Source organism: Mucilaginibacter sp., assembly GCF_028288105.1.
Classification (GTDB): domain Bacteria; phylum Bacteroidota; class Bacteroidia; order Sphingobacteriales; family Sphingobacteriaceae; genus Mucilaginibacter.
The window spans coordinates 1-26,165 of sequence record NZ_JAQBOI010000149.1 but is presented as its reverse complement, the minus strand read 5'-3'; the positions used below and the strand labels follow the sequence as shown (position 1 = coordinate 26,165).

General features: G+C 41.8%; 24 protein-coding genes and 1 riboswitch. Of the genes, 17 read left to right on the top strand and 7 right to left on the bottom strand.

What is annotated here, in order from left to right:
* Window positions 1–628: ice-binding family protein (locus JWQ85_RS10575; RefSeq protein ID WP_299467693.1), on the top strand; the 628-nt coding region annotated here is incomplete at its 5' end.
* A gap of 97 nt (window positions 629–725) precedes the next feature.
* Here JWQ85_RS10575 and JWQ85_RS10570 read toward each other — a convergent pair.
* Window positions 726–2,570, bottom strand: a complete 1,845-nt coding sequence (locus JWQ85_RS10570) for a right-handed parallel beta-helix repeat-containing protein (RefSeq protein WP_299467691.1) — start codon at window positions 2,568–2,570, stop codon at window positions 726–728.
* A 135-nt stretch (window positions 2,571–2,705) separates the two neighbouring features.
* Here JWQ85_RS10570 and JWQ85_RS10565 point away from each other — a divergent pair, with 135 nt between their 5' ends.
* On the top strand, window positions 2,706–3,887 hold the full coding sequence (locus JWQ85_RS10565) for a hypothetical protein (RefSeq protein WP_299467689.1): 1,182 nt from the start codon (window positions 2,706–2,708) through the stop codon (window positions 3,885–3,887).
* 65 nt (window positions 3,888–3,952) lie between these two features.
* On the opposite strand, the gene JWQ85_RS10560 is transcribed toward JWQ85_RS10565, so the two are convergent.
* Complete coding sequence (locus tag JWQ85_RS10560; RefSeq protein WP_299467687.1) at window positions 3,953–4,858, bottom strand: oxidoreductase; 906 nt, start codon at window positions 4,856–4,858, stop codon at window positions 3,953–3,955.
* 79 nt (window positions 4,859–4,937) lie between these two features.
* Window positions 4,938–5,843 carry an AraC family transcriptional regulator gene (locus JWQ85_RS10555; RefSeq protein ID WP_299467685.1) on the bottom strand — a complete coding sequence of 302 codons (906 nt, stop codon included), beginning with the start codon at window positions 5,841–5,843 and terminating at the stop codon, window positions 4,938–4,940.
* A gap of 132 nt (window positions 5,844–5,975) precedes the next feature.
* On the opposite strand from JWQ85_RS10555, the gene JWQ85_RS10550 reads away from it, so the two are divergent.
* The 9 genes from JWQ85_RS10550 (at window position 5,976) to JWQ85_RS10510 (ending at window position 15,099) form a co-directional block, all read left to right on the top strand.
* Window positions 5,976–7,253, top strand: a complete 1,278-nt coding sequence (locus JWQ85_RS10550) for a DUF5690 family protein (protein ID WP_299467683.1) — start codon at window positions 5,976–5,978, stop codon at window positions 7,251–7,253.
* 104 nt (window positions 7,254–7,357) lie between these two features.
* A complete protein-coding gene (locus JWQ85_RS10545; RefSeq protein ID WP_299467682.1) occupies window positions 7,358–8,644 on the top strand; it encodes an alpha-L-fucosidase in 1,287 nt (428 codons plus the stop codon).
* 6 nt (window positions 8,645–8,650) lie between these two features.
* Window positions 8,651–9,064 (top strand): L-rhamnose mutarotase, encoded by a 414-nt coding sequence (locus tag JWQ85_RS10540; RefSeq protein WP_299467680.1) that lies wholly within the window; start codon window positions 8,651–8,653, stop codon window positions 9,062–9,064.
* 41 nt (window positions 9,065–9,105) lie between these two features.
* Window positions 9,106–9,855, top strand: a complete 750-nt coding sequence (locus tag JWQ85_RS10535) for an EcsC family protein (protein WP_299467678.1) — start codon at window positions 9,106–9,108, stop codon at window positions 9,853–9,855.
* A 61-nt stretch (window positions 9,856–9,916) separates the two neighbouring features.
* Window positions 9,917–10,081: a hypothetical protein gene (locus JWQ85_RS10530; RefSeq protein ID WP_299467676.1), complete on the top strand. Its 165-nt coding sequence runs from the start codon at window positions 9,917–9,919 to the stop codon at window positions 10,079–10,081.
* A 2-nt stretch (window positions 10,082–10,083) separates the two neighbouring features.
* Window positions 10,084–10,563, top strand: coding sequence for a nucleotidyltransferase (locus JWQ85_RS10525; RefSeq protein WP_299467674.1), 480 nt, complete (start codon window positions 10,084–10,086; stop codon window positions 10,561–10,563).
* A 71-nt stretch (window positions 10,564–10,634) separates the two neighbouring features.
* Window positions 10,635–10,828: riboswitch (cobalamin riboswitch) on the top strand.
* A 170-nt stretch (window positions 10,829–10,998) separates the two neighbouring features.
* On the top strand, window positions 10,999–13,323 hold the full coding sequence (gene metE, locus JWQ85_RS10520; protein ID WP_299467672.1) for a 5-methyltetrahydropteroyltriglutamate--homocysteine S-methyltransferase: 2,325 nt from the start codon (window positions 10,999–11,001) through the stop codon (window positions 13,321–13,323).
* Window positions 13,324–13,373: 50 nt separating this feature from the next.
* Window positions 13,374–13,760 (top strand): acyl-CoA thioesterase, encoded by a 387-nt coding sequence (locus tag JWQ85_RS10515; RefSeq protein ID WP_256536840.1) that lies wholly within the window; start codon window positions 13,374–13,376, stop codon window positions 13,758–13,760.
* Window positions 13,761–13,797: 37 nt separating this feature from the next.
* Window positions 13,798–15,099 carry a DEAD/DEAH box helicase gene (locus JWQ85_RS10510; protein ID WP_299467668.1) on the top strand — a complete coding sequence of 434 codons (1,302 nt, stop codon included), beginning with the start codon at window positions 13,798–13,800 and terminating at the stop codon, window positions 15,097–15,099.
* Between the two features lie 9 nt (window positions 15,100–15,108).
* On the opposite strand, the gene JWQ85_RS10505 is transcribed toward JWQ85_RS10510, so the two are convergent.
* Both JWQ85_RS10505 and JWQ85_RS10500 read right to left on the bottom strand, forming a co-directional pair.
* Entirely contained in the window at window positions 15,109–16,389 is a 1,281-nt protein-coding gene (locus JWQ85_RS10505) for a DNA polymerase IV (RefSeq protein WP_299467666.1), read from the bottom strand.
* A 250-nt stretch (window positions 16,390–16,639) separates the two neighbouring features.
* Window positions 16,640–17,164 carry a DinB family protein gene (locus JWQ85_RS10500; protein WP_299467664.1) on the bottom strand — a complete coding sequence of 175 codons (525 nt, stop codon included), beginning with the start codon at window positions 17,162–17,164 and terminating at the stop codon, window positions 16,640–16,642.
* A gap of 192 nt (window positions 17,165–17,356) precedes the next feature.
* Here JWQ85_RS10500 and JWQ85_RS10495 point away from each other — a divergent pair, with 192 nt between their 5' ends.
* The 4 genes from JWQ85_RS10495 to JWQ85_RS10480 all read left to right on the top strand — a co-directional run bounded on the left by JWQ85_RS10495 (window position 17,357) and on the right by JWQ85_RS10480 (window position 22,359).
* Entirely contained in the window at window positions 17,357–18,982 is a 1,626-nt protein-coding gene (locus tag JWQ85_RS10495; RefSeq protein ID WP_299467662.1) for a hypothetical protein, read from the top strand.
* Between the two features lie 73 nt (window positions 18,983–19,055).
* Window positions 19,056–20,843, top strand: a complete 1,788-nt coding sequence (gene lepA / locus JWQ85_RS10490) for a translation elongation factor 4 (protein ID WP_299467660.1) — start codon at window positions 19,056–19,058, stop codon at window positions 20,841–20,843.
* 22 nt (window positions 20,844–20,865) lie between these two features.
* Window positions 20,866–21,468 carry a hypothetical protein gene (locus JWQ85_RS10485; protein WP_299467658.1) on the top strand — a complete coding sequence of 201 codons (603 nt, stop codon included), beginning with the start codon at window positions 20,866–20,868 and terminating at the stop codon, window positions 21,466–21,468.
* A gap of 9 nt (window positions 21,469–21,477) precedes the next feature.
* Window positions 21,478–22,359 carry a bifunctional 5,10-methylenetetrahydrofolate dehydrogenase/5,10-methenyltetrahydrofolate cyclohydrolase gene (locus JWQ85_RS10480; RefSeq protein WP_299467656.1) on the top strand — a complete coding sequence of 294 codons (882 nt, stop codon included), beginning with the start codon at window positions 21,478–21,480 and terminating at the stop codon, window positions 22,357–22,359.
* Window positions 22,360–22,479: 120 nt separating this feature from the next.
* On the opposite strand, the gene JWQ85_RS10475 is transcribed toward JWQ85_RS10480, so the two are convergent.
* Together JWQ85_RS10475 and JWQ85_RS10470 are read right to left on the bottom strand one after the other, a co-directional pair.
* Window positions 22,480–22,815 (bottom strand): Rieske 2Fe-2S domain-containing protein, encoded by a 336-nt coding sequence (locus JWQ85_RS10475; RefSeq protein ID WP_299467653.1) that lies wholly within the window; start codon window positions 22,813–22,815, stop codon window positions 22,480–22,482.
* A gap of 4 nt (window positions 22,816–22,819) precedes the next feature.
* Window positions 22,820–23,569 (bottom strand): hypothetical protein, encoded by a 750-nt coding sequence (locus JWQ85_RS10470; protein ID WP_299467651.1) that lies wholly within the window; start codon window positions 23,567–23,569, stop codon window positions 22,820–22,822.
* A 153-nt stretch (window positions 23,570–23,722) separates the two neighbouring features.
* Between JWQ85_RS10470 and JWQ85_RS10465 the strand changes: the two genes are divergently transcribed.
* Both JWQ85_RS10465 and JWQ85_RS10460 read left to right on the top strand, forming a co-directional pair.
* Window positions 23,723–24,346 (top strand): 7-carboxy-7-deazaguanine synthase QueE, encoded by a 624-nt coding sequence (locus tag JWQ85_RS10465; RefSeq protein WP_299467649.1) that lies wholly within the window; start codon window positions 23,723–23,725, stop codon window positions 24,344–24,346.
* A gap of 39 nt (window positions 24,347–24,385) precedes the next feature.
* The coding region (locus JWQ85_RS10460; protein ID WP_299467647.1) for an OmpA family protein at window positions 24,386–26,165 on the top strand (1,780 nt) is incomplete at its 3' end.

Genomic DNA, 26,165 nt, shown 5'->3' with positions numbered 1-26,165 from the left:
TCTGACATCAACTGGTATTTCAACCACTGGCGTCACTACAATAATTGGTGACATAGGAACAAGCCCGATAGCATCTACAGCAATTACCGGATTTGGGTTAATAAAGGACGCCAGTAATCAGTTTTCCGCTACATCAATGGTAACCGGGAAAGTTTACGCTGCTAATTATACAGCTCCTACCCCATCTAAAATGACTACCGCCATAAGTGATATGAAAACTGCCTTTACTACAGCAAATGGTATAGTATCCCCCGCGCCTAAAGTTCAGATGTATGCAGGCAATATCAGTGGCCGTACTTTGCGCCCGGGCTTGTATAAATGGAGTACAGGTGTTTTAATAACAAATGCCGGTGTTACACTATCCGGGGGCCCGAATGATGTATGGGTTTTCCAGATAGCACAAAACCTTACGGTAAATAACAGCGCCATTATCACTTTGGCGGGAGGTGCCCAGGCTAAAAACGTATTCTGGGTAGTTTCCGGAAAAGCAACTTTGGGAACAACCGTGGATTTTAAAGGTGTGATTTTAAGTAAAACGCTGATATCTTTAAATACCAATGCTAAAGTTACAGGTAAATTATTGGCACAAACCGCAGTTACGTTAATTGCTAACTCGGTTCACCCTTAAATTTATCATAATTAATTAAAGAAAAGCCTGCAATGTTAAATTGCAGGCTTTTTTATGAGTCAAAATATTTATCAATTTTAGTTCTTACTCTGGCTTTTTATTGCCGTAAAAATACGTTCCTAAACAGTTTAATATTAAAACAATCCCGAAACTCAGTTAGGCCTTTTATATCTAAGGCTTTGGATGATTTGATCTGGTTACCCAAAAAAATGATCCCCGAAGTGCTTTTGGCAAAGAGTACTTTATCGTCATTATTCAGTACAAACCTGTTATTACTGATTGTAATATTATGATGCACCGGCTTATTAAATATTTTGTTTTCCGGGTGGATGCTAATAGCGGGAGCGCCGCATTCTATAAAATCATTATTCCTGATCAAAGCATTCTTTACCGGGCCCGATTCATACCAGCTTTCGGCGTCGTCCTCCATTAGTACAGCAGTCCACCTAACGCGAAAGAACCTGTTGTGCTCTATCAATATTTTGCGACGGGTGGTAGCCAGGATACCCCGTGTTGGGATCCGTGTGATAGTTGTATGATGTACCCATAGTTCTGGTGTGCGGGTTGTGTTCTCCACCACATCATTAGCCAGAATATCTTTCGGGACTGCCTTTTTTAACGTGAGCAGGATATCCTTATCATTAAGCCTTTCGCTATGCACAACAACATTGTTGGCGTATGTATTTAGGGTTTCTGCATGTACAAGATCAATGCTATCGCCCGGTAAAAACGCGGTGAATCCGTAAGTCTGGTTGTGCATAAACCTCACCTTTATTTTATTTTCAGCGGTTCTTTCAATAATCCGGAGGTGGGTGCCGTGTACGTTAATAGCATCATCATTAGCGGCCGACAGATAACTATTACTAACTTCTATCATACCGCTGCAGCCCGAAAAATGCAGTATATCAGCCCAGGCGGCACAGGTTCTGCCGCTCCCCTCTTCCGGTTTTACTATTACCGAATCCATTTTAATATTGCGGCAAAACTGACTTACAACACCCATTCCATGCATAAAATAGATCCGGATATTTTTAAGCCTGATATTGTTGCTGTATTGCATAAATATACCGGCGCAATCCCTCAGCACATCTCGCGTCTGATAGATCAGCCCAGCTTTAAAACCGGGATTTTTATCAAAAAATACACGCACAACTCCATTACCCATATCCGCATACTTTGCTTTTTCCAGTTTTAGATCCAGTCGTTCAACGTACTCTGTTTTTGGGTCGAATACCTGCCAGTACCAGTCGGGTTTATGTCTCCACCCTTCTCCTTCCCACCATAACACGCTATCCTTAACACTGTATTCAGAGCTGGCGTTAACGTTCACGTCTGCGTAGTGTTCTGTTAAAGCAGTTACCTGCATTTCAGATACCGTTGGGCGGTAATAATCGTAACTCAATCCTTCAATGTTGATATTATTGCTGTTGTTGATGCAGGTTTCTATCATTTTACCCCGTAAAACAATCCTTGCGTTGTTGCCCCTCACCTTTACAAATTTCGAATCGACAATATATAAGGCTATCGCCTTGGGGCCCGCGGGCACATCATTAGTGTTGGAGATGTGCAGTGTGGTTTTATAGGAACTATCGGGATAAATATTGTATCTGCCCTCTTCAAAATTTATAATGACCGGCTTTTTACTATTTGCCTTCGCTATGATCATCAGCGACTTATAAAAAGACCCCGCCTTTACCTGTACCCTATCACCGGCCGATAAGATGAGATGATTGATAGGGGCAAATGTTTTCCAGGGCTTGCCATAAACAGTGCCGCTATTCGCATCACTCCCTTTTTGGGGGTCGATGTAATAAACCATCCCGCCGGGCGATAATTTACGCTGGTGATAAGAAGGGTAAGGATCTGCGGCTTTTGCATTGAAGGTAGAAAATGCTATAACCAGGCAGGTTATGGTAGAGATTATATAAGCGGTTCGGTTCATTTAGGTTGTTAAATTATTTGTAACAGTGTTATAGATAAGTGCTAAACTGCTTTGCTCACTGTTTTTATTTTGCATCTTTATACGGCAGGTAAATTAGCTTATTAAGTTTAAAACAGACAAATATTCAATAAACAAATGAAATACATTTTCCTTTTTGTACCATTTTTATTAATTCAATCGGTTTTTGCGCAATCAAAATTACCGGTAATTAAAGCAACCTCTAAAAATGTAGCTATCAACGATGGCGGCCATCTTGATAAAAATGCCTGGTCGTTAAATCCAAAGATCAAATTAGACGTTTTTACTGCCGATAGAACAAGAAAAACAAAATGGGTTACTTTTTATACTGATATAGATTCTATAAGGGTAAAAGTAAAACCCGGCACAAAATATAACTTTGTTGTAATACTAAACGGCAGAGATTCTTTCTATACCCAAATTGCAAGCGCTATACCTCCTGCAAGTTTGCTAAGTAATACTACCGCTAAACAGGATACCATTCCTTTCACACTTACTGCATATAATGCTATACAGGTAACATCTGTTATAAACAATACCGATACATTAAACCTGCATTTTGACCTTACCTCTTTCGATTTTCATTTAACGAAGGATGCGATATCGAAAAAGACAAAATTATTATCAAACCAGCCCGATGCCTTAGTCGGCAAAACAACTCCAAATTATAATAATTTGAATAAGGTATTTAAACTGCAAATGGGCACTTTAGTTTTGAATAACCCCGAGGTTATCCCTACAGTGATAACTGCACATGATATGGACGGCAGATTTGGCTGGAACCTATTTGAAGGCAAGCAAGTTGAAATTGATTATGACCATAGCCTTTTAATCATCCATTCGAAGCTGCCGAAAGCTTTAAAAGGTTACGTAAAGTCAAAACTGGATTTTACCCACTCTTATGCTTACATTAAAGGCACTTTTGAAATAGCAGATAAAAAGTTTACCGGCAACTTTTTAATGGATATAGGATCAGAACAAGCCCTCATTTTAGATAGTACCTGGGTAGGGCGGCAAGGTTTTTCAAAAGGCTTAAAAGTGATCAAAACATCCGTACTTCACGACCCACGGGGCGTAAAATATGAAACCAGAACAGTACTATCCCCCGTTTTTAAACTCAATGGTTTTGGGCTTACCAATATCCCAACGCTTATTTTAGGCAGCAAAAACCCGTCTGGTTTTGAAATTAATTACTTGGGTAATGATCTCTTTAAGAGATTTAATATCATACTTGATTTCAAAAACGATTATATCTACCTAAAACCAAATAAACTAACAAGCCTAAAATACAGGGCTTAGGAAATAACAGAACAACTCATTAACAATAAAGCCTTCACAATTTAATTGTTAAGGCTTTATTAATATTATACTGCAGGGTAATAAACACCGGTAGCTTGCTCGGCCATTGCCCAAAGTTTTTTGGCAACATCTTCATCCAATGCATTTGGTGTAATAGTAGCTTTTGCCGGATATCCCCTGTATCCGCCATCCTGATCCGGGCCGTAAAGCTCCGCTCCTCTGGCTTGTTCAGAAGTAGCAGCATATAAGGATGGTAATGCACCCTGCCATGGGTCCATAAGTTCCCCCACACGCTCTACAGCCGCGTTATACTCGTCGTCGGTCATGTGCCTTGCCAATTCCGTTTTGTTGGCGCCGGGTTGTGCTGCTATAGATGTTGTTTGATGATTTGCAGCTATTATCCTTCGCTGCAGTTCTATAGAAAAAAGCACGTTGGCCAGCTTGCTTTGGCAATACTCGCGCATCGGCTCATAATCTTTTTCTGATTTAAGGTTATCAAAATCAATAACTCCATGTAAGTAAGCCAAACTGCTTACGGTAACTATTCGTGAGCCTGCTGTAGCATTTAACAATCGGTATAAATAACCTGTAAGAGCAAAATGCCCTATAAAGTTAACACCAAATTGCAACTCATAACCATCGGCTGTTTTAGAAGCCGGTGGTATCATTACCCCTGCATTATTGATCAGCAAATGTAGTTGTTGGTGTTTTTGTAAAAATGCTTCGGCAAATTGTTTTATCGATGCCAGGTTAGATAGATCAAGCAAAGCCGCCTCTAATGTGCCATTGCCTTTTTGTTGAGCAATTTTGCTGATTGCCTGTTGTGCATTATCCAGGTTTCGGCATGCCAGTACTACATGCGCACCGCTTTCATAAAAAGCTAATGCTGTTTCAAAACCAATACCGGCATTTGCACCGGTTACAATTACTGTTTTACCCAGCTGACCGGGCATATCTTTTTTAGTCCACATATTCGTCTTATTTTATGAAGCAAAGTTCATTAAATAACAAATACAGATAATACCCTAACGAAACCAAAAACTATAAAAATCAATCAACTTCCAATTGCCTGAATGCTTTTGGCGTAAGCTTTGCCCTGCTTTTAAAAAAGCTGGAGAAATGATTAGGTTCTTCAAAGCCCAAGCTCCAGGCTATTTCGTTAATTGTCCAGTTAGTGCTTTTTAGTAAAATCTTGGCTTCCTGCAATAAACGGTCATTAATTAGCTGTGTGGTGGTTTGCCCGGTGGTTTCTTTAAGCGCTTTATTTAAATGGTTAACGTGTATATTTAACTGCGCGGCAAAGGCCGAGGGCGAATTTATCTTGATTACCTGGTTATTTAATTCGATGGGGAATTGACGTTCCAGCAATTCTGCGAATAGTGAAGTTATCCTCTCCGATGCATTAGAACCATTTGTTGGCTGCCCGGTAGCCGGCTGCATTTTTTGCGCCCCATGAATAACCTCCATTAAAAGGTTGCGCAGCAGGTCGTATTTATAAACATAATCGCCATGTAACTCATCGTACATCCTTAAAAACAGATCATTATATTGAGCAACATCATCCGGAGCCAAAGAGATTACAGCAGCATCTGCAAATTGAAAAACGGGGTAATCCTTTATATTGCCAAAGCGGTTAAAAAAATCCTCGGTAAATATGCAAACGTAGCCACTATGTTTTTCGCTGATCCTTTCCCAAAAATAGGGTATCATTGGGTTGGTAAATACCAGTACGCTATCCAGTATCTCTATACACTGGTCGGCGTAGTGAATTTTACTATGCCCCGTAACCAAGCTCACTTTGTAAAAGTTTCGGCGGCTATAGGTAATCGATTTATGTTTGGGCAATAACAGGTCTTCAACCTTAAAAATATTAAAGTTCCCAATCTCGTTCGGCACAGGCTCCGAAGCATTTTTAAGATTTTTATAAAATGTTTTAAGCTCAACAAACTCAGGCATAACCAAAGATACAAAAATCAAATAATTATCAATCTGCTCAAATTAGACTACACCCCCCTTGATAAGTTTCGCACAGATAACTCTTAAAGAAAAAAACAGTCTATTTACCTACATTGCAGTAAAACCTCATTCATGCTATTTAAGCCCAGTAAAATTAACGGTACCCGGCTCCAGGTAAACATATACGCGGCTATCACAGTCTTTTTGGCCTACACCATGATATTTGGTTTCCGGAAATCGTTCACGGTAGCCACATTTGATGGTATTACCGTTGCAGGTTACAGTTATAAAACCCTGCTGGTGATAAGCCAGGTACTTGGCTATATGCTAGCCAAATTCTACGGTATAAAATACGTTGCCGAACTCAAACGCACCGGCCGTGGGGTGGTAATTCTTTTACTTACAGGCATTGCATGGTTTAGTTGGCTGGGCTTCGCGTTGGTTCCTGTGCCTTATAATATCCTGTTCTTGTTTATCAATGGTTTCCCGCTGGGCATACTTTGGGGTGTAGTTTTCTCTTATATTGAAGGCCGCCGTGGTACCGATTTTATTGGCGCTACCCTTGCCGTTAGCTTTATTTTCGCGTCGGGGTTTGTACGATCGGCCGGTGGCTGGCTCATGTTGCAATTTGGCGTTACCGAATTTTGGTTGCCATTTTTCACCGGACTATTGTTCGCTGTACCGCTCCTGCTGTTTGTTTACCTGATGGAAAAGATTCCCTCGCCCAATGCCGAGGATATTACCGACCGGATGGAACGCACCCCAATGAGCAAAGTGCAACGTAAGGCTTTTGTACTTAAGTTTTTGCCCGGCCTTGCTGCATGTATCCTCATTTACACATTCGCTACCATCTTCAGGGATATCCGCGATAATTTTGGGGCCGAGATGTGGAAGGAAATGGGTTTCTTTAATCAGCCAGCCATATTTTCTAAAACCGAAACCCCTATTACGCTTGTCATCCTTGTGCTTATAGGCAGCATGGTAATGATACGAAACAGCTATAAAGCGTTGATGACCGCCCATGTATTTATAGGTATTGGCTTTTTATTAGCAGGCCTATCTACCCTGGCATTCATCAATGAAAGTTTAGCGCCCATTTGGTGGATGATGATCGTAGGACTGGGATTGTACATGGTTTATATCCCGTTTAATGCCGTGTTCTTCGAAAGGCTTATAGCCACATTCAGGTACGCGGGTAATGTTGGTTTTCTGATATACCTTGCCGATTCTTTTGGCTATGTGGGCAGTGTGGGCGTATTATTCTCGAAAGAAATTTTCAAAGTACAGCTTAACTGGGTTACGTTTTTCTCTAACAGCGTAATTGCCTTATCAGCCGTTGGGCTGGTGCTCACCTTATTCTCGGCCATTTATTTCGCGCGAAAATACAGGGCGATGCATTCATCCCAATAGCCTCGCCCAAAGCATAATCCATTATCTTATTTGAATTATCCATTTACAGGCCAAAACAGCATCCCTAATTTAGCCTAACCAATTATTACCACAAAATATAGCCTATGTCATTTAAGAGATATTGTATTGCCTGTTTGTTGCTTATAGTTTCAACATCATCTTTCGCGCAAAAAACACCAAAAGCCAATTTGCCCGATTTTATGGATAAACGCTTTGGCATGTTTGTACATTTTGGCCCTATTACACTCCGTGGGACTGAAATTGGCTGGAGCCGAAATAAAGAAGTAGCACAGGCCGATTACGATAGCCTTTACCGCGAATTTAACCCTGTGTTATTTAATGCCGATGCCTGGGTTAAGGCAGCTAAAGATGCCGGAATGAAGTACCTTGTTATCACCGCGAAACACCACGATGGCTTTTGCCTTTGGCCAACAGCCTTTTCGGCTTATAACATCATGAACAGTCCGTTTAAACGGGATATTGTTGGCGAGCTGGCTAAAGCTTGCAAAAAACAAGGCATAACCTTCGGGATATACTTTACCGTTCTTGATTGGCACGATAAGGACTACCCTATCCAAAACCCTAACGACTCTACCCAAAATGTAAAGGGCAACATGACAGCCTTTAAACAAACTATGAAAGATGAGTTAAAAGAACTCATCACCCGTTACACCCCTTACCTGCTTTGGTTTGATGGCTACTGGGAAAAGCCCTGGACAAACGAAGATGGCCGGGAGATATATGATTATATAAAAAGTATTAACCCCAATATACTGGTAAATAATCGCTTGGGTAAAGTTAGCGAAGTACTGAACGATCAATCTGTTGGTGATTATTTGACACCAGAGCAGCGTATAGGCCAGCTAAACATGAACGAGCCCTGGGAAAGCTGCATCACCATTTGCGAACAATGGGCATGGAAACCGAATGATAAAATGAAGTCGTTAAAGGAGTGCATTCAAACACTGGTAAAAACGGCGGCTGGCAATGGCAACCTGTTATTTAATGTTGGCCCAATGATGGATGGTCGCATAGAGAACAGACAGATACTTCGCCTAAAAGAAATTGGTAACTGGATGAAAACCTATGGCAGCAGCATTTACAATACCAAAGGCGGTCCGTATGCACCAAATGAGAGCTTCGCCAGTACACGAAAAGGGAATAAGATTTTCATCCATGTATTTAAACATAATGGCAACACGGTAACTATTCCTGCAATGCCCAACGTAACTATTACTAAGGCTTATCTATTTAACAATACATCGGTACAGGTTAGACAAAACGTGACAGATATACAGCTTACCTTACCTCCAAGCTTGCCCGATGAAAACGACAACCTTGTGGTATTAGAAGTTAACCAGAATACGGAAAACATCCCGGTTATTAAATAGTGACAGATGAAGGTTTATTTAATAGTATTAACAGCGGTTTGCCTGGTCACTTTTGGTTGTGTATCTCAGCCCCCCGCTGCGGTTAAACGTTATGCCAGCATCACCGGCTTAAAGCCAGATAGTATCCAGGTTTATAAAAACCTGCATGCCCATACGTGGCCGGCGGTTTTAAAAAAGATAAGGGAATGCAATATTCGTAACTACTCCATTTACATCAAAGAAATTGATGGCAAGCCCTACCTGTTCAGTTATTTTGAATACACGGGTAATGATTTTAATGCTGACATGAAAAAAATGGCTGCCGATAGCATTACCCAAAAATGGTGGCAAAAAACAGATCCAACACAAAGCCCTTTACCCGATGCTGCAGCTAAAGGCAAAATCTGGAGTAACATGGAAGAGATCTTTCATACTAATTAGCGCCAATAACCCGTTGATTTCAAAATAGGTATCTTTACCTTATGATATCCTATGAAGAAGAAGCTCTGGCAGAACTACAAACCTGGCAGCAAAAAATGCAAAAAGGGCCTTCGTTATCAAACCGGATAGCAAAAAGCTTACAGGGCAAAATTAACGGGTTGATACCAGAGAAGGCGCACCAGGTGATAACCGTTACCATCGAAAAGATGATAAAAGCGGCTATGTTTGGTATTAAATATTCCACAAGCATTACGTTGCCGCATGATGCTTCGCTGTTATTAAGGGAAAGCCATATTAAACAACAAATAACATTTTATCAAAAAACAGCCACAATAGAAGGCGCTGTAACAGGTGCCGGCGGTATCTTAATGGGCTTTGCCGATTTCCCGGTGCTTATCGGCATTAAAATGAAACTACTGTTTAATATTGCCTCGCTTTATGGGTATAATGTTAAGGATTACAAAGAAAGATTATACCTGCTGTACATTTTCCAGCTTGCCTATTCCAGTCAGCAACGGCGAAATGAAATTTACTCGCTACTAAAGGATTGGGGTAAGTACAGCGATCAATTACCAGAGAACGCGGAAGACTTTGACTGGCGGATATTTCAACAGGAATACCGCGACTACATAGATCTTGCAAAGATGGCGCAACTACTCCCCATTATAGGTGCCGCGGTTGGTGCCGTTGCCAACTATAAACTAATTGCACAATTGGGCGATACCGCCATGAATTGCTTTAGAATGCGGATGATAGGGACATCGCCCAAACTCATTTTACCGATGCCTTAACTGAAGAAAAGGCATTTGCTAATAGAAGCCTTTTTATCTAAATTTGGTATAAGTTAAAGCCATGAATAAAAAAGAAACGTCGTTTGATAAGGCTGAATTAGAACTTTTGAAGGAAGGTTTAAAACGCAGCTATAAAGAGCGTTTTGAAATGGCTACCCGCTTATATAAAATACAGCAAACTATGTCTAAGGCTGTAATATCTCATAAACCGCCTATCAGCAAATAATTGTGGATGTATTTGATAAAGAAATACTAAGTTTCTGGAGAGCCCTTCAGGAAAACAATGTGCAATATATTATGGTTGGTGGCTATGCTGTAAACTTACATGGTTTTCAGCGTTTTACCTGCGATTTAGATATTTGGTTAAACGATACCCCTGATAATAGAAAAGCCCTTAGAAACGCGCTTGTTGATTGTGCAATGGGTGATTACCCAACAATTGAAAACATGCTGTTTTTGCCTGGTTGGACTGAATTTATTCTAAATAACGGACTCCGATTGGATGTACTTACCAACATGAAAGGCCTTGAACAATATACTTTTGACGAGTGTTTACAAATGGCATCTGTGGCTGATATTGAAGGTGTAAGTATATTCTTTCTGCATATTGATCAGCTCATAGAAAATAAGAAAGTTGTTAATCGTCCAAAAGATCAAATTGACGTGGCTGCGTTGGAGCAAATTCGAAAATTGAGAGAAGATATCTAATAAGACTATTCCACACACTTATTTCCTCACCCATATTACTTACCTTTGGGCCGATATAAGTTCTTTACTTTCCTTCATCAACCGGTATAGGTTTTACTTAATTGTAGATTAATAGGGAATCGTGTGCAAATCACGAGCTGTCGCGCAACTGTAAGTAACACAAAAGGTTTTTGCCAATACAATGTCCACTGTCCGCACAAAACGGATGGGAAGGATGGCAAAAATGTTACAAGTCAGGAGACCTGCCATACTGAATTGACAATGCTTTCGCGGTATGAAGCAATGGTCTGTGGTTTGATATAGTTTTCGTTACACCCTGTATTTATAATGCAAGGATGAGCTATATCTCTATTTTCCATCACCCCATATCAAAAACGCATTGCGAAGTTTAGCTGGAGAGCTTTAACCGATTTATTCATTTAATCAATTAAAGCAATGCTAACGCAAAATTTAGGCTACCCGCGCATTGGTGGCCAACGCGAATTGAAAAAGGTCTGCGAAAGTTACTGGGCAGGCAAAACCGGGCATAAAAACGTGCTCACAGTAGGTAAAACCATTCGCCACGAAAACTGGCAGATGCAAAAGGATGCAGGGATAGACCTGGTACCTTCCAACGATTTTTCTTACTACGACCACGTATTGGATCACTCCCTGATGTTTGGCGCGATCCCTAAACGGTATAATGAAGTGATCCTGAAGCAGGGCAACGAAGAGCTTGATTTATACTTTGCCATGGCCCGCGGTTATCAAAAGGACGGGTTAGATGTGGTAGCCATGGAAATGACCAAATGGTTTGATACCAACTACCATTACATTGTACCCGAATTTTATAAAGATCAACAGTTTAAACTATTCTCTACAAAAATCACCAACGAGTTTTACGAGGCCAAGCAATTAGGTATCATCACCAAACCTGTGCTAATAGGCCCTGTCTCCTACCTGTTATTAGGCAAAGAGAAAGAAGCCGGTTTTGAAAAGATAAACCTGCTGAAAAACCTGCTGCCGGTATACAGCGAGATCCTTACCAAACTGCAGGATCTTGGCGCCGAATGGGTCCAGTTTGACGAGCCCTTCCTATCGCTCGACCTTTCTGAAAAAGAACAGCAGGCATACAGGAATACCTATAAGCAGTTGCGTAAGGAATTTCCTCGCCTAAAGTTTATTCTTACTACATATTTTGAAAAGTTGGGCAATAACGCATATTTGGCAACATCTTTACCTGTGGATGCCCTGCATATCGACCTGATACGTGCACCGCGGCAATTAGATAAAGTGCTGGATCTGTTACCTGCCAAAACAGTTCTTTCGTTAGGCCTTGTAGATGGCCGTAACATCTGGAAGAATGATTTTGAGGCATCTCTTGCCATCATCCAAAGAGCAAAAGAAAAGCTTGGCGATGAACGCGTTTGGATAGCCCCGTCCTGCTCTCTTATCCACTCGCCAGTGGATTTGAAGAATGAGAATAACAATCAAGTTCTTACGCCCGAGATAAAACAATGGTTGGCTTTTGCTAAACAAAAGGTAAATGAAATAGCGTTGTTAAAAAGCCTATCGACAGATAACCCTGGTGTAGGCACTCAGTATAAACTGGCCGAAAACAAGCACGACAACGCCTCACGTAAAACTTCAACACTTATACATAATAAAATTGTAAAAGAGCGTGTTGCAGCCATTACTGAAAGTGATGCACAACGTGCAAATACTTTTTCATCGCGTAAGCAAAAGCAACAAGCATTATTAAACCTGCCGCTGTTTGCGACCACCACTATTGGGTCGTTCCCGCAAACTGCCGAGGTAAGAAGCTGGCGGGCACAGTTAAAAAAGGGATCTATCACCCAAGCTCAATATGATCTGTATATAGCTGAAGAAACCGAAAAAGCAGTGAAATGGCAAGAAGATATCGACTTGGATGTTTTGGTACACGGCGAGTTTGAACGCAACGATATGGTGGAATATTTTGGCGAGCAACTGCAAGGCTTTACCTTCACCCAAAACGGGTGGGTACAAAGCTATGGCAGCCGCTGTGTAAAGCCGCCAATTATTTATGGCGATGTATCGCGCCCTGATGCCATGACGGTTAAATGGTCGGCTTATGCACAATCATTAACCACTAAATGGATGAAGGGTATGCTCACCGGCCCGGTAACTATCCTGCAATGGTCGTTTGTACGGAATGATCAGCCCCGTTCTGAAACCTGTACGCAGATAGCATTAGCTATACGCGACGAGGTTTGCGACCTGGAAAACGCTGGTATCAAAATCATCCAGATAGATGAACCCGCTATACGCGAAGGCCTACCGCTGCGCAAAGCAGACTGGGCGGCTTATTTAGATTGGGCCGTAAAGGCATTCCGGATCTCGGCGAGTGGTGTGCAGGATGATACACAGATTCATACCCACATGTGCTATTCGGAGTTTAACGATATTATCCAGAGTATTGCCGATATGGATGCCGATGTGATAACCATTGAAACATCGCGCTCGCAAATGGAACTGTTGGATGTATTCGCCGACTTTAAGTACCCGAATGAGATTGGCCCGGGTGTATATGATATCCACTCGCCACGTGTACCAAACAAGGATGAAATGACCTACCTGTTAAAAAAGGCACGAACTGTTATTCCTGACGCACAGCTTTGGGTAAACCCCGATTGCGGCCTTAAAACCCGAGGATGGGACGAAACAAAAAAGGCACTGATTGAAATGGTAGCCGCCGCTAAAGAAATGCGCGCTACGGTTGCAGAGCCTGCAATAATTTAATCAAACAACTCAACAGGCAGGGCTTTCCTGCCTGTTACTTAAATAACAATATGACATTAGACGATAGAATACAAGCATCAGAAACCCGAATTTTTAAAGCCGTTTTCCCAAACACCACCAATCATTACGATACCCTGTTTGGCGGTACTGCTATGCACATGATGGATGAAGTAGCCTTTATTACGGCCACCCGTTTTAGCCGACAGGTAATGGTTACCGTTAGCAGCGATAAAATAGATTTTAAAAAGGCTATCCCGGCAGGCACTATTGTAGAGTTGATCGGTCGTGTAAGCACCGTTGGTAATACCAGTTTAAAGGTTAATGTAGAGATCTATATTGAGCAAATGTATGCCGAAGGTCGCGAGCTTGCCGTACATGGCAGTTTTACTTTTGTGGCGATAGATGAGCATAAGAAACCGGTTAGGATAATTAAGTAGCGGGTTTAGCTTATCTTTGCGGCTTTCCATCCATAACATGATAAAGCAAGCGCTTCAAAAAATTAAAATAAATACCCTTAACCCTATGCAGGAAGCTGCTATTGCCGCCGCTAAAAAAGGCGATGTAATATTGCTTTCGCCTACCGGATCGGGTAAAACATTGGGCTTTTTGCTGCCATTGCTGGGTTTGCTGGATGCCAATATACCAACCGTGCAGGTAATGATACTGGTGCCCTCGCGCGAACTTGCTCTACAGATTGAACAAGTTTTCCGCAGTTTGGGCAGCGGCTTTAAGGTAAATTGCTTTTATGGAGGTCACCCGCTAAAGATAGAGTTGAACAGCCTTTCGCAGCCGCCTGCCGTTATAGTGGGCACACCGGGCCGTATAGCCCATCATATCCGTCGCGAAACGTTTGATACAAGTACGGTTACTACACTAATACTGGATGAGTTTGACAAAGCGCTGGAATTTGGTTTCCAGGTAGATATGTCTTATATCATTAAACAATTGCCAAACATTAAAAAGCGGATACTTACCTCGGCCACGCAAATGGACGAGATCCCCTCTTTCACCGGTATCAACCGACCAACAAAGCTGGATTACTTAACAAATGCGGAATCTACTCCTGATCTGAAACAGAAAGTAGTAATATGCGAACCTGCTGATAGGCTTGATGCCCTATTCGCCCTTATTTGTAAGATAAGTGATAAGCCAACTCTTGTTTTTTGTAACCACCGCGAAGCTGTTGACCGTATCAGCGACCTGCTTTACGATATGGGTTTGCCACATGATATCTTCCACGGCGGTATGGAGCAGGACGATCGTGAACGTGCCTTGCTAAAATTCAGGAACGGCAGTCACCATATATTAATCACCACCGATCTGGCTTCACGCGGATTGGATATCCCCGAAATTGAACACATAGTGCATTATCAGCTACCCCATAACGAAGAAGCTTTTATACACCGTAATGGCCGTACCGCACGTATGCATGCAACGGGTACCTCCTATCTATTGTTAGCACCCGGAGAAAAACCAGACTATCTGAACGAGATCCCGGAGGAAGAAATATTACCAAAGAAAACCACTATTCCAGCACTATCGCCATGGTCAACTGTTTATATAGCTGCCGGTAAAAAGGATAAAATAAACAAGGTTGATATTGTGGGTCTATTGCTTAAAAAAGGTGAACTGGCCAAAGAAGATCTTGGGTTAATAGAGGTGTTGGATTATTCGTCATACGCCGCTGTGAAGCGCAACCTTATAGAGCGTACAGTAGCTTTAGTGAAGAATGAAAAGATAAAGGGAAGAAAGATAAAGATAGAGGTGTCGAGGTAGGATAACTGCCTATCCTGCCTTATAATCCAGATCTGTTAGGTCTTTTACCGAGCCGAAGCCTATCACATCCTTTATTACTTTGCCATCCGTCATTTCAACCGCGCGGATCAGTTTATCAGATCCAAATTTTTCTTTTATCTGATGCATGGTTTTCAGGGCGGTTTCTTTCCTGTCCATATCCTCAAATAAGCTGTAGAGCATATTTCCGTTGTTCACAAAATTGGTAACAGCTACCCGCATTTGCGTTATTTGGGTATTCATTATAGGGGCATTGCCGGTTGCTTCTTCAAATTTTGCTATACGGATGCGTATCATCCGCATCAGGCTAATGGCATCCTGTACGGGTGTGCTTATAGTGAAGGCATCGTCCCAACGAGTATCATCAGCATAACGCGCCGTAAACCCAACTGATTTACAGTAGAATTTATGGTGAACCATACGTTTTTCCAGCGTTAGGCATAATGTCATAAACAATTGGTCTATGTAATTGATATGCTTGCGTTTTTCGGCAGATATTTGCCGCATGGCCTGCATGCCCTTGTATTCGTGCGCTACAATATTGGTTTCGATAAAGTTGAGCCTGTAGTGCCAATAAATGCCATCAATACTTTTAAATATTGCCCTTAAGCGCTCGGGCGGTGTATAGCGCATCTCTAAGGGAGTTTTAATGCCTGCCCGTTCTAACCTGTACGACATATTAGCACCGATCCCCGGCAGATCGCCCAGTTTTAGTTCACTCAAAACCGAATCGATATTTTGCGGGGTTATCATCATCAGGCCATCTTTTTTCTTCCCCCGTACCGATGCCAGCTTAGCCAAAAACGCATTAGGCGCAATACCTACAGAACAGGTAAGCCAGTCGCCCACCTTGGTCAATATATCATTTTTGATATTGACGGCCATTTGCATGGGATCTACATTTTCATAATTGCTGAAATTTATAATAGCCTCGTCAATGCTTTTGGGTACCACATCGTTACAATACTCGCGCATTACGTTTATAATTTTAGTGTGGTACTCGCGGTAACGTGTAGGGTTGCTTTCTACCGGAACCAGGTCCGGGCATTGGGCAATGGCATCATTTAAACGCATCCCGGCTTTAAGGCCCCGCTCTTTAGCCTCGGTAGATAAGGATATTACACAGCCATACTTACCTGTGTAAACACAAACCCCAACGGGGCGGCCACGCAGCCAGTAGTTAGCCTGCTGCTCGCACCGGGCAAAATAACTGTTCATATCTACAAACAGCACACGCGCCTCGGCCTTTACCTCTATCTTGTTTTGATTCACCTAACAAAATTGCTAATTATTTTAGTAATTCCAAGTGTTTGTTAATATTTAGTTTTGGGTTTAACCACAGAGGGCACTGAGGAAAACCACGGAGGGCACGAAGAAAAAAACCAGCCTACTTAGTAAAAATTAAGTATATTAAGTTTCTGTATTCTCTGTGAAACTTCAGTGTCCTCTGTGGTAAAAATCGCCAACAAACAAAATGCCATTCCGAATAATCGAAATGGCATTAATGAAATTTTTAATTCGCTTAAAAAAGCATCTCAGGTGGCGGGGTTACACCTTTTAAACGCAGATAAATGGTTGCTTGTCCGCGGTGATGGGTTTGGTGCTCAAACGCCTTGGCCAACAATAAACCACGGGTCGATTTCCTGTCTTTTCCCATTGTAACTTCTTCCTGGAATTGGGCATCAGTCATACCCTGAATTGTGCTGATAGCAAAATCATAGCTATCCAAAACCGCTTTAGTGGTAGCTTCTTTAGTTTGGGCTATAGATTTCTCGGCAGATTCTTTACCCATTGGGCTTGCTTTACCACTTGCTGTACTAATAAAAAAGTAATTAGCATCTGCTAAATGCAGCATTTGGCCGGCAAAAGTGCGTACTTCTGGTGTAGCTTTAAAAGCGAAACCATCTGCAGGCATTGCATCCAGGTAAGCTTTTGTGTAAGCTTTGGCGCGTGTCCACTCGGCAACAGTTTGGTCTTTGTTTATTTGTGCAAAAACCGAGCTGCAGGCAAAAATTAATAAGGCAAATAAAAATGATATTTTTTTCATAATAGGTTGGTTTTATGTCAATAAAGATAAGGCTTTGCTTTAAAACCACATTATTTTTTTAAGGCAATAATAAAACCGCTTTACACATCGTCAGGTATATTTTTCTAACCCTATTTCTATATCTTTAGCAATTATTACTATCCCTGTTTCTTATAAAAGAATAATAAATATTCCTAAATACTTTAAATAAATATGCTGTTTTGCCATAAATTAATATTCCCTGTATTAATTGCAATTCTTGGATCTTCGCGTTGCCGCTCTGAACCTGTAAAGCCTGTTAAAGATACCGTTAAGGTGATCAACCCTGGCGAAGCAAACGCTATTGACAGTAACCAAACCCCTTTAAAAAACATGTTTGGCGTAAACGGGTACGAGTGGAACTTTTTAGAGAACCCTGCCGCACCAAACAACCGCAATCACATCTACGAAGCCAATATGGCCCTCATCAAATCCTTTAGCTCGGTGAGGCATTACCTAAATTGGAATAAACTGGAGAGTACCGAAGGTAATTACACCTACAACCCAACCAATAACGGTAGTTGGTATTACGATGTAATTTACAGCCGTTGCAAGCAGGATGGCATTATGGTATTGGCCGACTTGAAAAACCTGCCGGTATGGATGATGAACACTTACCCGGCATCTGAACACGACGACGAGAATGTCCCGGCGCCTTATGGGGCTAATCGCTCTTTACCGGCATCTTATATTGTACAGGCGCGCACTGCATTCCAGTTTGCTGCGCGATATGGTTCTAATACCGGGGTAAACCCAAGTCTGGTAAAAGTAGATGGCCGGCCGCGGTGGACTAACGACCCGGTAAATACGGTTAAAATTGGCCTTGGCTTAATAAAATATATAGAGTGCGGCAACGAGAACGACCGCTGGTGGAAGGGCGATAAAGCCACACAAACGCCTGAAGAATACGCGGCTAATATGTCGGCTTTTTATGATGGGCACAAAGGCACGTTAGGCAATAACGCAGGTGTAAAAACTGCCGACCCAGGCATGGTGGTAGTAATGGGTGGCCTGGCTACCGCTGATATTAACTATGTGCAAAGGATGATAAACTGGTGCAAAACCAACCGCGGCATAAAGGCCGATGGTAGCATTAACCTTTGCTTTGATGTGATCAACTATCACCTGTACTCAAATAATGGGAGCGTTTTTACACACAAGAACGCTACTACCGGTATAGCGCCCGAGCTTTCGGGATCAGCTAAGGTGGCAGACGATTTTGTAAGCCTGGCTAATGGACTGAAAAATAAGCCAGAAGTATGGGTAACCGAAACGGGTTACGATATTAATCAGCAGAGTTATCAGCATGCACCGCCTATCGGCAATAAACCGGCATTAATAACCCAGGCCGACTGGATACTGCGTTCATCATTAATGTATGCACGCCATGGTATAAAACGCCTGTTCTTTTACCAATTGTTTGATGCTACGCCTAATAACCCACAGCAATATTCAACATCGGGTTTGGCCGAAGGGACAAAACTTCGCCCGGCGGGCGACTATATTCTACAAACCAACAAGTTAATGGGTAATTATGCCTACAAAGGCACTATTAATGCCGACCCATTGGTAGACAGATATCAAACTGCTCAGAACACCATATATGTGTTAACGGTACCCGATCAAAAGGGCCGCACTGCCAATTATATATTGGATTTAGGTACAGCTTCGAAAGCCATAATCTATACTCTCCGAGCGGGGGCCGATGTTATGAGCAGCCGAAAGGTGAGCACCATAAATGGCAAGCTAAAAGTGCAGGTAACAGAAACTCCTGTTTTTATACAGGCGGTGTTAAAGTAACTTTTAAATATCCTTACAGCTAATTGATAAGTAGATACTAATTTATCCGCTTAAAAAGTTATTTTTGCGCTGAATGAAGCACATACGTAATTTTTGTATAATAGCACATATTGACCACGGTAAAAGTACCCTTGCCGATAGGTTATTAGAATATACCGGCACCATCACCCAGCGCGAATCGCAGGCACAATTGCTTGATGATATGGATCTGGAGCGCGAGCGTGGCATTACTATAAAAAGTCATGCTATACAAATGGATTATGAACTGGACGGGCAGAAATACGTTCTGAACCTGATAGATACCCCCGGCCACGTAGATTTTTCGTATGAGGTATCGCGCTCAATAGCAGCCTGCGAAGGGGCATTGCTTATTGTAGACGCTGCACAGGGTATACAGGCGCAAACTATATCTAACCTTTATTTAGCGTTAGAGAACGACCTGGAAATCATCCCTGTATTAAACAAAATGGACCTACCCGGCGCTATGCCTGAGGAGGTTAAAGACCAGATCGTTGAGCTGATCGGCTGCAAACGCGAAGAGATTTTGGCTGCATCCGGCAAAACTGGTATGGGCGTATATGATATTTTACGTGCCATTGTTGAGCGTGTCCCCGCCCCCATTGGAGACCCGGAAGCGCCTTTGCAAGCATTGATATTTGACTCGGTTTACAACTCGTTCCGCGGTATTGTTGCTTACTTTAAAGTAGTGAACGGCGAGATCCGCAAGGGAGATAAAGTAAAGTTCTTTGCTACCGAGAAACAATACATAGCAGAGGAAGTTGGTACACTGAAACTAAAACAGCTCCCTAAAGATGTGATAAAAACCGGCGATGTGGGTTACATCATATCGGGTATTAAAGAATCGCGCGAGGTAAAAGTGGGTGATACCATTACCACCATCACCCGCCCGTGCGAAACCGGCATACAAGGTTTTGAAGAAGTAAAGCCAATGGTATTCGCGGGTATATATCCTGTTGATACCGAGGATTACGAAGAACTGCGCGAATCGATGGCCAAGCTGCAACTAAATGATGCATCATTGGTATTTGAACCGGAATCATCAGCAGCATTAGGCTTTGGTTTCCGATGCGGTTTCTTGGGGATGTTGCACATGGAGATCATCCAGGAACGCCTGGAGCGCGAGTTTGACATGACCGTAATTACTACCGTGCCTAACGTATCGTACCTCGCTTATTCAACCAAAGGCGAAGAAATTACAGTAAATAACCCGTCTGACCTACCCGACCCAAGTAAAATTGACCGTGTAGAAGAACCCTATATTAAGGCTACCATCATCACCAAGTCAGACTTTGTTGGTTCGGTAATGTCGCTTTGTATTCAGAAACGTGGTTTCATCAAAAATCAGTCGTACTTAACATCTGATCGTGTGGAGCTGGTGTTTGAGATGCCAATGGGTGAAATTGTATTCGATTTTTACGATAAGCTAAAAACCATATCAAAGGGTTATGCATCGTTTGATTATCATCAGATAGGTTACCGCACCAGTGATTTGGTACGTTTAGATATTAAGCTGAATGCCGAACCTGTTGATGCTTTATCTTCACTGATATTCCGTGGCAACTCTTACGATTTTGGTAAAAAGATCTGCGAGAAACTGAAAGAACTATTGCCACGCCAGCAATTCGAAATCATTATACAGGCATCTATCGGTGCCAAAATTATTGCTCGTGAAACAGTGAAAGCTTTACGTAAGGATGTTACTGCCAAATGTTATGGTGGTGATATATCGCGTAAGCGTAAACTGTTAGAGAAACAGAAAAAAGGAAAGAAACGCATGCGCCAGGTTGGTAACGTAGAGATACCACAAAGCGCGTTTATGGCGGTATTGAAACTGGATTAAGTACTTGTAGAATATAATACTTATGAGCCCGGATGAATGTAAAAAATACTACACAGCATTATCGAAGGATTTTGACGATCCGAATGAGATTCAACGGGCAATTGATTTAACTGATTATCAAGGGCTAAGTCTGCTACAGGCTCAAGCAATCCCTGAATTAAATCGTTTTTTTGGTGGTGACGAAGATGGGCCTTGGAGCGAATTTTTAAATAAGGGGTTAAAATCTCTTAGACCTGGTTTTTACAAACTTTGTGAACTTCCTTACTACAACGTAGGTATTTTTCCAAATACATTTGCGGCCACAGTTCTTTATTTTCATCCAGATAATGATAAACTTATAAAATACAAAGCGAATATTGGGCCTATGACTAATATTCATAAAAAGTATTTACCATTACCTGAAACGTATGACACTCCGGAAAAAATTCCATTACTTGAAGAATTTGAAAATAACAAAGTCAAATTAGGCACAAAGAATGATTATTACTTAAAACCTAAACTCGTTTTTTTCACCAAGTTATTTAATAGTGGAAAAATATTCTGTGTTAGAGAATCTATTTTCCATCCTAATTTCCCAGACAATCCACGCCCCAAAAAAGTCACTTGGAGTTTTATTGAATTTTAATTTTAATTTATGCAGCTTTTAGACGGAAAATACGTATCAGAAAAACTTAAGGTTGAAATAGCTGAAGAAGCAGCTAAAATTTTAGAGCGCACAGGTCGCAAGCCGCATTTGGTAGCCGTTTTGGTTGGCCACGATGGTGGCAGCGAAACCTATGTTGCCAGCAAAATGAAAAACTGCGAAAAAGTAGGTTTTAAGTCTACCCTGGTACGTTACGAAGATGATGTTACGGAAGAAGAACTGCTTGCTAAAGTAGCTGAATTAAATTCCGACGAAGATATCGACGGTATCATCGTACAGCTTCCTCTACCAAAACACATCGACCCTGAGAAAGTAACCGAGCGTATTGACCACCGTAAAGATGTTGATGGCTTCCACCCGGTTAATTTGGGCCGCATGCAGCGCAATTTGCCGTCGTTTATACCTGCTACACCTTATGGTATTACTTTAATGCTGAAAGAGTATGGTGTTGAAACATCAGGCAAGCATTGTGTAGTTGTTGGTCGCAGTAACATTGTAGGTTCGCCTATGAGCATATTAATGGCCCGCAATACCTACCCGGGTAACTGTACCGTAACTATTTGCCACAGCCGTACACCAGATATTAAAAAATTTACGCTGGATGCTGATATCCTTATCGTAGCCATTGGTAAAAAGAACTTTATCACTGCAGATATGGTTAAGGACGGCGTTGTAGTTATTGACGTGGGTATGAACCGCGAAACATCAACCGTAACCAAATCTGGCTACAAGCTTTATGGCGATGTTGATTTTGAAGGTGTTGCACCTAAAGCTTCATGGATAACCCCGGTACCGGGCGGTGTAGGTTTAATGACCATTATAGGTTTATTAAAAAACACGCTATCTTCGGCTAATAAGGAAGTTTACGAGTAATTAGTTCCCCTCTTGAGAGGGGGCGCGTAAGACAGTGCAGGTGTAGGGGTGTGTTGTATAAGCGAAATAACACACCCCTACACCCCTCTCAAGAGGGGAATCGCACAAGCCTCTTCGCTTTTAAGGTTTCCCCAAAATCCTATCCCAAAAGGTTTCAATACCTACGTACACCTCTCCTGCCCTAATTTCAACGGGATAGCTATCTACGTAATCGTTTTGACCGGGACTGCCTTTGCCTGTTTGCAAATCGTAAGAATATCTGTGAAACGGGCAAATGATCTTACCCTCTTTACACCAGCCGCCACTTAATTCGGCACCGGCATGCGGGCAGGTAGAACCGAGGGCATAAAGCTGATCCTCATAACTAATTATGATGATGCCTTTACCGCTTACCTTAACTTTATGAATAAATGGTTTACCGGTCAATTCAATACCGGGTATGGGATACCATTTCAAAGGACTAAAAATCTATCTTGAGGTTCATTAAAGCAGGGTTCTTCATTACCTCGTCCATAGTGGTTACCAGCGTAACCCTTCTCCTGTCGGCAGATAATACAGCTTTAGAATTATTGATCTTCTTAACCGGTTTTGCAAAATTCAATATCACTTTATAGGGCATATCAATCAACATAGCCTTTGCCATGGCAAATTTAGAGCCTGCCTTTTTCAAAAAAGCGTTGAATTTAACTTTATCAATTACGCGATAAAACTTATGGTCGGTTATCTCGTAAGTATAATAGCTTTGGCCGGTTATTAAAGGTTGTGTATCAAAGGATCTTTTAGTAACGTTGTTTAGCTGGCTATTCATAGATATGCTGCTTAGGTGCTGAAGATAATATTGCAGATCGGCAGCATTTTTAGCCTCGTGTTTAATGCTTACTTTCATAATGTTCTTTTTCAAGTCCATTTTAATGGCAAGGTCACTTCCCTGTGCCATTTTCATCTCTTCGGCGTTCATTTTTCGGGCGATACTATCGGGCAGGGCACTATAAAAATTAAGGGTAGTATCTTTAACCATACCAAATTGCGGGGTTTCGCGTACCGAGTCGGTCATCAGGTTCATAAGTACCGAAACCGCTTTACTCATATCAAAGCCGTAAACCACATTGCAGGCGCCGTCTGGTTTAAAATCATAACGTTCCTCAATATCCACGCATGAGCTAAAGCACAAAAGCGCTAAAAATATTACCGATAAGTATATTTTCTTCATACGGCGAAATTTCAAGTAATAATAGTTAAAAATGCTGAAAATTAAAAAGTTAAATAATTTTATTGTTGTAATGTCAATTTTGTCTCTCTATACAAAGCCTTTCTGCATTTGCCTTTATCCTTTGCGCTCAAAACCGTACCTTTGCGCCCTATTATGGCACACCAGGTTCCGGAAGATGGCACATTACTTCCTTTAATGGAAGAGTTTTATACGATACAGGGAGAGGGATTTAATACCGGCAAAGCGGCCTATTTTATCCGCCTTGGTGGCTGCGATGTGGGCTGCCACTGGTGCGATGTTAAAGAAAGCTGGGATGCCGAACTGCATCCGCTTACCGCTGCCGATACCATTGTAGAAAATGCTACAAAGTTTCCATCAAAAGCCGTAGTAGTTACCGGTGGCGAGCCTTTGATATACAACCTTGATTATCTTACCCAAAGCCTGCAGCAAAAAGGCATTAAAACCTTTATTGAAACATCAGGCGCTTACCCCCTTTCGGGTAATTGGGACTGGATCTGCTTATCGCCTAAAAAGTTTAAAGCGCCAACCCAGATGGTAGCTGACAAGGCTAATGAACTGAAAGTAATAGTTTTTAATAAATCTGATTTCGCCTTCGCAGAACATCATGCTAAGCTGGTTGGCCCCGATTGCAAACTGTACTTACAGCCGGAATGGTCTAAACACGCGGAAATGACCCCGCTTATTGTAGATTATGTAATGGCTAACCCGCAGTGGGAAATATCATTGCAAACCCACAAATACTTAAATATCCCTTAATATTGTAACTTAGTGTATTGATTACCGTATCAGTTACTAATGCGCAAAACCTATTTTCTGTTTATTTTCTTGTTGCTATTATCTGTAAGTGTATTTGCCCAGCAAAAGCGTTATTCAACTACAGACCAGGAAGCTATTAAATATTATGCGCAGGCTAACCAAAGCCTTGATGATCGCTTATATGATGAGGCTATTACCCAACTGGAACAAGCTGTTAAGGCAGACCCTAAATTTATTGAAGCGCATGCGCAATTAGCAGATGTGCTAAGGATGAGGCATATTTACAAACCTGCCATTACGCATTTCCTAAAAGTTATAGAATTAGACCCGGAGTACAACCGCTCGGTTTATTTAAAAATTGGTGACTGTGAGATAACCAGCGCCCAATACGAACCTGCTTTACATCACCTGGAAAAATACCTAACCTATCCAAACATCACCGCGCAAAACACAGCCTACGCTCAAAAATTAATAGCCGATTGCAAATTTAGCATACAAGCTTTAACACACCCCGTAACTTTTGTGCCCATTAATATGGGGGCCGAAATTAATACCGCCGCAGATGAATATTTGCCTGTTGCTACAGCTGATGAAGGCACACTCATTTTTACCCGTAAGATAGAAAACAACGAAGACTTTTATAAAAGTAATAAGTTAAATAACCAATGGCAAAGCGCTCAATACCTGAGCAATATTATAAATACACCTACTTACAACGAGGGAGCGCAATCTATATCGCAAGATGGTAAATATTTGTTCTTTACGGGCTGTAACCGTCCCGATGGTTTGGGCAGATGCGATATTTATATCGCCCAGAAAAAGGGCGACGACTGGGCAAAACCATTCAGTTTAAGTTCCCCTATAAATACTTCTGGCTGGGAAGCACAGCCTTCAATTAGTGCAGATGGCCGCACACTTTATTTTGTGAGCAACCGTAAAGGTGGATATGGCGGATACGACATCTGGAAATCAAACCTAACGGATAAGGGCTGGAGTAATCCCGAAAATATGGGGCCAGAAATTAATACAGCTTATGACGAGCAATCACCCTTCATCCACCCTGATGACAGCACCTTTTACTTTTGCAGTAATGGTTGGCCGGGAATGGGTAATAAAGATCTTTTTGTGAGCCGGTTGAGTAAGGATGGTAAATGGCAAAACCCCGAAAACCTGGGCTATCCTATTAACTCCAGCGGAGACGAGAACGGTTTAACATTAACTGCAAATGGTTCATATGCCTTCTTCTCGTCGAATAACTTAAAAGGCTATGGCGGGTATGATATCTACACCTTCGAGTTACCCGCTAACCTACGACCTAACATCGTAACATATGTAAAGGGTACCGTAGCAGATAAAAAAACCAAAGCGCCTTTAGAGGCCGCCATAGAGATCATAGACCTGCAAAAGAATGTTCCGGTTTACCAGGATTATAGTTCGGAAGATGCGGGAGAGTTTTTAGCGACATTGGGTGCAGGTAAAAATTACGGCTTAAACATATCACGGGCCGGATATTTATTTTATTCTGATAACTTCTCGCTAATTGGTCTTAAGGATAAGAAGGCCTTTAACCTGTCGGTATTGTTATCACCTATTGAGGTGGGTAATAAGGTAATATTGAAGAATATCTTTTTCGACACTAATAAATTTGAGTTGAAAGCCGAATCAAAAGCCGAACTGCAAAAGCTGGTAGAGTTTTTACAGCTTAACCCAACAGTTAAAATAGAAATATCGGGCTTTACAGACGATGTAGGTAATAATGAAACTAATGTGGCGCTATCAGAGAAGCGCGCTAATTCTGTTTACCAATACCTATCCGCTA